This is a genomic window from Novosphingobium sp. (assembly GCF_025351285.1).
GTDB lineage: Bacteria > Pseudomonadota > Alphaproteobacteria > Sphingomonadales > Sphingomonadaceae > Novosphingobium.
The window spans coordinates 33,759-42,090 of the sequence record NZ_JANXWG010000056.1 but is presented as its reverse complement, the minus strand read 5'-3'; the positions used below and the strand labels follow the sequence as shown (position 1 = coordinate 42,090).

The window sequence follows — 8,332 nt, the reverse complement described above, 5'->3', positions numbered from 1 at the left end:
GCGGCAAGCCGCTTTCGGCCATCGCGGTTTCGACAAGCGTGTCACCGATGGCGAGAATGGCCTCGGCGCAAGCATCGAGAAACGCCGCGCGCGCGTCGGGCGACAGCGCGGAGAATGCGGGCAAGGCGGCGGCGGCAAGCGCGCAGGCATCGACCACGTCTTGCCCCGAAGCTTCGCAGAACTCGGGACCGCTGGCCTCGCCTGTCGCGGGATTGGTGGCGCGGAAGGTCTGCGCGTTGCGGCGCGCCTCGCCGCCGATCAGAATGCTGCCGTCGATCATGATATTGTCCTAAAATTCAATGGTTGTCGCGCGGCAGCCCGCGCGGTGCCTTTAGTGATTATCCCTCGGCAAGCCGCGTGTTTGCGCGATCCGCTGGAAACTCTCGGACCCTTCGAGGATCGCCCCGCTGGCCATCTGGCCGACCAGATCGCGCTGGATCTGCTGCCACGGCGTCTGCGATGCCGGCACCTGATAGCCGCCCGCCGCTTCGAGTGCGGCCTGGCGTGTCGCCAGTTCGGCCGCCGAAATCAGCACATCGGCGGTGCCCTTGCGCAAATCGATCCGCACCCGGTCACCCGTCCGCAGCAACCCCAAACCGCCGCCCGCCGCCGCTTCGGGGCTGGCATTGAGGATCGACGGGCTTGCCGAAGTGCCCGATTGCCGACCGTCGCCGATGCATGGCAAGTTGCGCACGCCTTCACGTAGCAGATAGGCCGGCGCGCGCATGTTCACGACTTCGGCGGCGCCCGGATAGCCGATCGGCCCCGCCCCGCGCATCACCAGCAGCGTCGAGCTATCGATCGCCAGCGCCGGATCGTCGATCCGCCCGTGGTAATCCTCGGGCCCGTCGAACACCATGACCGGGCCTTCGAACGCCTCCAGATCGTCGGGGTTCGACAGATAGCGCGCTCGGAACTCAGGCCCGATCACGCTGGTCTTCATGATTGCCGCGTCGAACAGGTTGCCCGACAGCACCACAAAGCCCGCGTCCTTGACCAGCGGCTGATCGAACGGGCGGATCACCGCCTCGTCTTCAATGGCCACGCCGCGACAATTCTCGCCGATCGTCCTACCGTTGGCAGTCAACGCGCTTTCATCGATCAGCCCCGCACCGATCAACTGGTTCACAACCGCCGGCACCCCGCCCGCGTGGTAGTAATCCTCGCCCAGGTACTCGCCCGCGGGCATCATGTTGACCAGCAGCGGCACCTTGTGGCCGTGGTCCTGCCAGTCCTGCACGCTGAGATCGACGCCCATATGCCGCGCGATCGCGACCAGGTGGATCGGCGCGTTGGTCGATCCGCCGATCGCCGAATTGACCTTGATCGCGTTCAGGAAGGCCGCTCGGGTCATGATGTCCGATGGCTTGCGATCGGCGTGGACCATTTCCACGATTGCCTTGCCCGTCCGCCACGCGCATTCCTGCCGATCGCGGTAAGGCGCCGGGATCGCCGCCGATCCGGGCAGGCTCATTCCCAACGCCTCGGCCAGCGAGTTCATCGTCGTGGCGGTGCCCATCGTGTTGCAATAGCCGGTCGACGGGGCCGAACTCGCCACCAGCTTGATGAAGCCCGCGTGGTCGATCTCGCCACGGCTGAGCATCTCGCGCGCCTTCCACACGATCGTGCCGCTGCCGGTGCGTTCGCCGCCCTTCTGCCCGTTGGCGTGCCAGCCGTTGAGCATCGGCCCAACCGACAGCGCAATCGCGGGCAGGTTGACCGTCGCCGCCGCCATCAGCGCGGCGGGCGTGGTCTTGTCGCAGCCAATGGTGAGCACCACGCCGTCGAGCGGATAGCCGTAAAGCACCTCGACCAGCCCGAGATAAGCCAGGTTGCGATCGAGGCCCGCAGTGGGCCGCTTGCCGGTTTCCTGGATCGGGTGGACCGGAAATTCGATGGCGATCCCGCCCGCATCGCGGATGCCTTCGCGCACGCGTTCGGCCAGCACCAGGTGGTGCCGGTTGCAGGGCGAAAGGTCGCTGCCGGTCTGCGCAATGCCGATGATCGGGCGGCCAGAGCGCAGTTCCTCCTGGCTCAGGCCGAAGTTGAGATAGCGCTCGATATAAAGCGCGGTCATGTCGATGTTGTCGGGATTGTCGAACCACGCGGCAGAGCGCAGCTTGCGGGGTGGTTGGGACGGTGCGCTCATGGCGGGCGGATTCCTGCGGGTTGCTCGGATCTTGAATATCGTGCGATATACTCATACAAATTGAACTTCAAGCTATGCATAGACCAACTCACACACCCGCTCGAACGCGCCTGCTCGGCGATTGGGGCACCAGCACACTTCGCCTGTGGTGGGAGCGCGATGGCGTGATTGCGCCGTGGCGCATCGGGCCTGGCATCGGGGCGATCGACCGCTCGGCAGCGGAAGTGCTGCAAGGCTTTCTGGCTGACCTGGAGCTCGCCGAACGGCCGCATTCGATCGCTTTGTGCGGGATGGCGGGCGCGCGCGGAGGTTTGCATGAGGCGGGCTACGCAGATTGCCCGGCTGACCGGGCAGCATGGCAGCACCGAGCCGCAAGGATCGATTTCGACGGCATCCCGCTGACAATCGCGGCCGGGGTCGCGACACCGGCCGGCGGTAACCGTGCCGATGTGATGCGCGGCGAGGAAACGCAGGTTTTCGGCGCGATTGCGAGCGATCCGGCACTGGCTGCCGGGCGGCACACGCTGTTGCTGCCCGGAACGCACAGCAAGTGGGTTACGGTTGAGGATGGTGCAATTACCGGCTTCACCACCTTCATGACAGGCGAGCTGTTCGCGTTGCTGGGCAGATCGACTCTCATGTCGGCGGGTGTGGCCGGCGAGGATGAGGATGCGGGTTTTGCGGCCGGGCTTGAGCACGCTCCGGGGGGAATACTCGGAGACCTGTTTCAGGCGCGCGCCATGCAATTGCGCCATGGCCGTTCGGGGGCATGGGCTTCGGGGTTTGTCTCGGGCCTGCTGATCGGTGGGGAAATCGGCGAAGCCGCAGCGCGCGGTCTGCTGCCCGCAAGTGTGTGGCTGATCGGCGCTTCGGCGCTTGCCAAACGCTATGGACTGGCACTCGTAACTTGCGGAACAAAAACGCAAATTCTAGATGCCGAAAAGATCACGCTCGCAGGGCTTGCGCTCATGAAATCGGAAATCCAGCCATGATGACGCCAGCCATAATGACGATTGACGCGCTACTGGCCCGAAAGGTCCCGCCGCTGGTCGCCATCCTGCGCGGCATCCAGCCGGGCGAGGCGCTGGCCATTGGCGCCGCGCTGGTCGACGCCGGGGTGCGGCTGATCGAAGTTCCGCTCAATTCGCCCGATCCATTTGCCAGCATAGCGCTGTTGCAGGCTGAATTCGGCGGAAATGCGCTGATTGGCGCGGGCACCGTGCTCGATCTGGCAGCGGTCGAGCAACTGGCCGCAACCGGCGCGCGGCTGATGGTGACGCCCAACACCAACCCGGCGGTGATTGCGCGCGGGGTGGAGCTTGGGCTTGAACCGATGCCCGGTTTTCTAACCCCGACCGAAGCCTTTGCCGGCCTTGCAGCGGGCGCGCGGCGGATCAAGCTGTTCCCGGCCACCGCGCAAGGATTGAGCTATATCAAGGCTTTGCGCGAGGTTCTTCCCAAGTCATGCGGGGTCTGGGCCGTAGGCGGCGTCAGCGCCGAAAACGCGCGCGCGTGGATCGAGGCGGGGGCCGAAGGCGTTGCGGCGGGGGGCAGCATCTACAAGCCCGGGATGACCGCATTCGAAGTGAGCGACCGCGCCCGCGCGCTGGTGGCTGCGCTGGCCTGAACCGTCAGTCGTAGAACGGTTCGACAACCTGCACTTGCGCGATCGACGTGGCATCGCAAACCAGTTGCAACGGGCTTGCATCGACCTCGCACGCGCCCTGCCCGATCAGTTCGACAAATCGCACATAAAGCCGCGGGTATTCCTGCTCGGCGCCACAGTCCTGATCCGCGCCATCGATCGAAAGCGTATTGCCGCCATTCGACAGCAACAGCCGACCGGCATCGGCCTCGATCGCGATGTCCCAGCTTTGCGGACCGGTCTGGCGGAAATCGAAGTCCGCCGAGATCGCAATACCACTGTCCGATTCCATCGCCAGCAAAGCCGCAATCGGCGTGGCGCAGTTCTCGGGCCGTTCAAGTTTCGCTTCGCGCATCCTGATCCGGCCTGGCACCAGCGCGGTCAGGATCGACAGCGCGTTGATGCCGGGATCGAAGACCCCGAAGCCGTCCTCCGCCCAGATCCACGCCTGACCCGGATGCCAGCGGCGCACGTCCTCTTTCCAGGTGATCAGGATCTTGCGCGCGGTGGTTTGCGCCAGCCATGAACGCGCAGTGTGCACCGCGGCGCCTTCACGCGAATGCCAGGCGGTGAACAGCGTGAGGCCTGTGGTTGCCGACAAATCGCCCCAACGATCGACCTCGGCCGGATCGATCCCGGGCGGCTTTTCGCAGAACACGTGCAATCCGGCTTGCAACGCCTCGACCACCGATTGCGCGCGATAGCGAGGCGGCTGGCATAGCGCCACGGCACCGATATCCGGCTGCGCGGCCAGCATTTGCGCCATTGTCGGATAACTCGGCAGCGTTGCGTGCTGCACCGCCGGATCGACCACCGCAGCCAGCCGCAAGCCTGGTGTTACCGCGATCGCGCCTTCATGCTTGTCGCGCGCAATCTTGCCGTAGCCAACGAGCGCAACGCCAATGTCCTGCTTCGCCGCCACCTTCGTGTTCCACCTGCCGAATGCCGCTACGCCACCGTTGACGCGCTTTGACCCGTTATATACTCATACAATTGGCTGGGCAATCGCATGTGCCGCCAAACAATGCCGCGGACCAAAGGCAAATCCGCGCTGGGAGAACACGAGTCATGACCGAAGCAATTGCGGGCAATCAGGCAGGCAGAAGCCGGGCCGCAGGCTTCGCGCTGGCCGTGGTCAGCGTCACCGCGCTGTTCTTCATCTGGGCGTTCGTGACCAACCTGATCGACCCCTTGGTCAAGTCGATGAAGGTGATCTACACGCTCACCGACTTCGAGGCGCAGCTCAACCAGTTCGCGTTTTTCATTGCATACGGCTTCGTGTCGATCCCCGCGGCTGGATACCTCGCGCGGCGCGGTTATGCCTCGTCGATCGTGCTGGGGCTCATGGGCATCATCGCCGGCTGCATCGTCGCCTGGTCGACCACGCTGTCACACAGCTTCGTGACGGTGCTGGCCGGGCTGTTCATCGCCGCTTCGGGAGTTACCTTGCTGCAAGTTGCGGCCAACCCGCTGATCGCATCGATGGGCGACCAGAAGGGCGCGCACTTCCGGCTCAACCTTAGCCAGGCCTTCAATTCGCTCGGCGCCTATGCCGGGGGCACTTTCGGCGCGGCGTTCCTGCTCAAGGGCGATCTGTTCAAGCAGGACGTGGTGCTGACCGACGCATTGAAGGACGATGGCCTGTCGTTCGTAACGGGAGTTTACATTGCGATCGCGGCCGCGCTGGCGCTGTTCACCGCGTTCGTGTTCGTATCGCGCAAGACCATCGCCGCGCACGCTCCAGCCATGGCCGCCCACGCCGAATCGCCGCTGTCGGCGCTGCAATCGCGTTGGGCCAACCTGGGTGCGGTGGCGATCTTCCTTTATGTCGGCGCCGAAGTCTGCGTGATTTCGGGGATGATCTTCTTCCTCGAACAGAAGCAGATCCTGAACGTGCCTTCACAGATCGCGGGCTACATCACGCCCTACTTCATGCTGCTGGCGATGGTCGGGCGGTTCGCGGGCAGCGCGCTGCTGCGCAAGTTCGCGGCCACGGGCATGCTGACGCTGGTCGCGGCCGGCGCTTCGATCCTGTGCCTCATCGTGATCGCGACATACGGCATGGCCGCCACCCCGCTTGGCGGCGCGATCACGCTTGGCGGTTCATCGATCCCGATTACCGCCGGGTTCATCCCGGCCATCGCAGCGATCTTCCTGGGGCTATTCAATTCGATCATGTTCCCGACGATCTTCACGCTTACGCTCGAACGCTCGTCCGCGCCGGCTTCGGCCACGTCGGGGCTGATGTGCATGGCGATCTGCGGCGGTGGCATCATCTCGCTGGTGTTCGGCGGGGTGGTCGACCTGTTCATGCACCTGGTGCCGGTGGGTGCGCGCAGTTTGGCGTTCGTGGTGCCGCTAGGGTGCTACCTTTACGTGCTGTGGTTCGCGCTGGCGGCACGATCCGCGACCACGCACGCGATCGAGGAGGGCGTGGCCAGTGCGCACTGAACTTCGCCGCCGGGTACACGCCCGGGTCCAGGCCCTCATCGCAGCATTGGCACTGGCGCTTCCCGCGGCGGCCGGCGCGGCGCCGGTCACCGACTGCCCGCTGCGCAATGCGCCGTTTTCGGCCGGTTCACCGCTGATCGACCTGCTGCTCAGCCCGGCGGCGCGCGGCGTGCTTGAACGGCACTTGCCCGGCGCGCTGGCCAAGTTCCCGCCGATGTTCGCCAGCACCAGGGCGCCAAGCTTCGCGGCGATCCTCACCGCGAAGGAATTGGTCGGTTACGGACGCGGCGATCCGGCCGTGGTCGCACGGATCGATGCGGACTTGCGCAAGCTGCCGGTTACGCCTGCCGACAAGCTCGCGCGCTGTGAACGATACGACAACGACGATCCGAAATTTGCGGCGACTCCCGCTACGACCAAAGACCAGCCACGGTTGCTGATCATGGAAAAGATGACCGGGTTTCGCGATGCGCCGGGGGTCAATGCCGCACACGCCGCGTTCGAGGCCATGGCAAAGCGCAAGCACTGGGCCACGTTCACCACCACCAGCGGTGGCACGATCAACCCGCGCAACTTGGGCGAATTCGATGTGGTGATCTGGAACAACGTCAGCGGCGATATTCTCACGCTGGCTCAGCGGCGCGCGCTCAAGGCCTTTGTCGAACGCGGCGGCGGCTTCGTCGCGGTGCATGGCAGCGGCGGCGATCCGGTCTATTTCTGGGATTGGTACGCCGATACCCTGCTGGGCGCGCGCTTCATCGGCCACCCGTTGGCGCCGCAGTTCCAGGACGCGCGCGTGGTGATCGACGATCCCGCGCACCCGGTTGCGCAAGGCCTGCCCGCAAGCTGGACGATGAAGGACGAATGGTATTCGTTCCGCACCAGCCCGCGCGTCAGCGGTGCGCACGTGATCGCACGGCTTGATGAGGGCACGTATTCGCCCATCGGCATGGCGGGGCAGCAGTTGCGCATGGGTGACCATCCGATCGCGTGGACGCGCTGCGTCGGGCGCGGACGCATGGCCTATTCGGCAATCGGCCACTTGCCGGCCTCATACAGCGAACCGCATGTGGTCAGCTTGCTCGAGAACGCGGTCGTGTGGGCGGCGGGCAACGGCCAGGCAGCGTGCACGTCACCGAAGTGAGCGTGATACCCGAACTGGCCTGGCAGCTCGATTGCCAGCTTGGCGAAGGCCCGGTTTGGCTGGCCGATGAGGCCGCGTTGCGGTTTGTGGATATCGAGCGCGGGCACTTGCACCGCTTCGATCCCGCCAGCGGCACGGGCACGACGATCGAAGTCGGCGGCAACCCCAGCTTCATCGTGCCGATCCAGGACGGCGGGCTGCTGGTGGGATCGCAGCATGGCCTGCACCGGCTCGAAGGCGCTGCGTTGGGCGAGCCATTGGTGACGATCCCGCAGCCACTGCACAACCGCACCAACGACGCCACTGTAGATCCAGCCGGCCGGCTGTGGTTCGGGACGATGGATGATGGCGAAAGCCGGCCTACTGGCAGTATCTGGTGCCTTCATGAAGGCGCCTTGCACTCCACCGACGTCGGCGCCATCGTCACAAACGGCCCGGCGGCGAGCGGAAACGGGCGCGTGTTGTATCACGTCGATTCGGGCGAACGCACGATCTGGCGCTCACGCATCGACGGCGTGGCGCTGCGCGAAACCGAGGTTTTCGTGCAGCTCGACGCCGCCGATGGCCACCCCGATGGCATCGTGACCGACACCGAGGATTGCCTGTGGGTCGCGCTGTGGGATGGCTGGGGGGTGCGCCGCTATGCGCCCGATGGCACCTTGCTGCTCCACGTCAGCCTGCCCTGCGCGCGCGTGACCAAGATCGCGTTCGGCGGGCCGGACTTGCGCACCGCCTATGTCACCACCGCGCGCGTCGGGCTGGACGAGGCCGCGCTGGCCGCGCAGCCGCTGGCGGGCAGCCTGCTTGCTTTCACCGCGCCGGTGGCGGGGCGAATCCTGCCGTCGGTGCGGCTGAGCGCGTGATCGCACCGGTGATACCGTTGCTCGGCCGGCCCCTGCCGTTGACGCTACGGCAACGCCGCGCCCCGACGGATTGCCGGTTT

General features: G+C 65.5%; 8 protein-coding genes. 5 read left to right on the top strand and 3 right to left on the bottom strand.

The genetic code is table 11. The features are described from left to right. Together Q0R16_RS06985 and Q0R16_RS06980 are read right to left on the bottom strand one after the other, a co-directional pair. On the bottom strand, positions 1-280 hold a 280-nt coding region (locus Q0R16_RS06985), incomplete at its 3' end, for an aldehyde dehydrogenase family protein (protein ID WP_295634093.1). 51 nt (positions 281-331) lie between these two features. Continuing rightward, on the bottom strand, positions 332-2,149 hold the full coding sequence (locus Q0R16_RS06980) for an IlvD/Edd family dehydratase (protein WP_295634089.1): 1,818 nt from the start codon (positions 2,147-2,149) through the stop codon (positions 332-334). Positions 2,150-2,223: 74 nt separating this feature from the next. Here Q0R16_RS06980 and Q0R16_RS06975 point away from each other — a divergent pair, with 74 nt between their 5' ends. Both Q0R16_RS06975 and Q0R16_RS06970 read left to right on the top strand, forming a co-directional pair. Next, on the top strand, positions 2,224-3,141 hold the full coding sequence (locus tag Q0R16_RS06975; RefSeq protein WP_295634086.1) for a 2-dehydro-3-deoxygalactonokinase: 918 nt from the start codon (positions 2,224-2,226) through the stop codon (positions 3,139-3,141). Between the two features lie 14 nt (positions 3,142-3,155). Then, positions 3,156-3,776 (top strand): 2-dehydro-3-deoxy-6-phosphogalactonate aldolase, encoded by a 621-nt coding sequence (locus tag Q0R16_RS06970; protein ID WP_295634083.1) that lies wholly within the window; start codon positions 3,156-3,158, stop codon positions 3,774-3,776. A gap of 4 nt (positions 3,777-3,780) precedes the next feature. Here the strand turns inward: Q0R16_RS06970 and Q0R16_RS06965 are convergent, their stop codons facing one another. Next, positions 3,781-4,716: a Gfo/Idh/MocA family oxidoreductase gene (locus tag Q0R16_RS06965; RefSeq protein WP_295634080.1), complete on the bottom strand. Its 936-nt coding sequence runs from the start codon at positions 4,714-4,716 to the stop codon at positions 3,781-3,783. 146 nt (positions 4,717-4,862) lie between these two features. Between Q0R16_RS06965 and Q0R16_RS06960 the strand changes: the two genes are divergently transcribed. From Q0R16_RS06960 to Q0R16_RS06950, 3 genes are read left to right on the top strand one after another with little or no spacing between them, the layout of a single operon-like run. Further along, positions 4,863-6,245, top strand: coding sequence for an MFS transporter (locus tag Q0R16_RS06960; protein ID WP_295634076.1), 1,383 nt, complete (start codon positions 4,863-4,865; stop codon positions 6,243-6,245). Beyond that, a complete protein-coding gene (locus Q0R16_RS06955; RefSeq protein ID WP_295634073.1) occupies positions 6,235-7,389 on the top strand; it encodes a ThuA domain-containing protein in 1,155 nt (384 codons plus the stop codon). Before Q0R16_RS06960 ends, Q0R16_RS06955 begins: the two co-directional genes overlap by 11 nt. Continuing rightward, positions 7,371-8,252 carry an SMP-30/gluconolactonase/LRE family protein gene (locus tag Q0R16_RS06950; protein ID WP_295634071.1) on the top strand — a complete coding sequence of 294 codons (882 nt, stop codon included), beginning with the start codon at positions 7,371-7,373 and terminating at the stop codon, positions 8,250-8,252. The genes Q0R16_RS06955 and Q0R16_RS06950 overlap by 19 nt, the downstream gene beginning before the upstream one ends. Positions 8,253-8,332 lie beyond the last annotated feature (80 nt).

What these genes read in the sequence shown, in the direction of transcription:
- Q0R16_RS06980 (WP_295634089.1), bottom strand. Translation starts at nt 2,149, where the DNA reads ATGAGCGCACCGTCCCAACCACCCCGCAAGCTGCGCTCTGCCGCGTGG.
- Q0R16_RS06975 (WP_295634086.1), top strand. Translation starts at nt 2,224, where the DNA reads ATGCATAGACCAACTCACACACCCGCTCGAACGCGCCTGCTCGGCGAT.
- Q0R16_RS06970 (WP_295634083.1), top strand. Translation starts at nt 3,156, where the DNA reads ATGACGATTGACGCGCTACTGGCCCGAAAGGTCCCGCCGCTGGTCGCC.
- Q0R16_RS06960 (WP_295634076.1), top strand. Translation starts at nt 4,863, where the DNA reads ATGACCGAAGCAATTGCGGGCAATCAGGCAGGCAGAAGCCGGGCCGCA.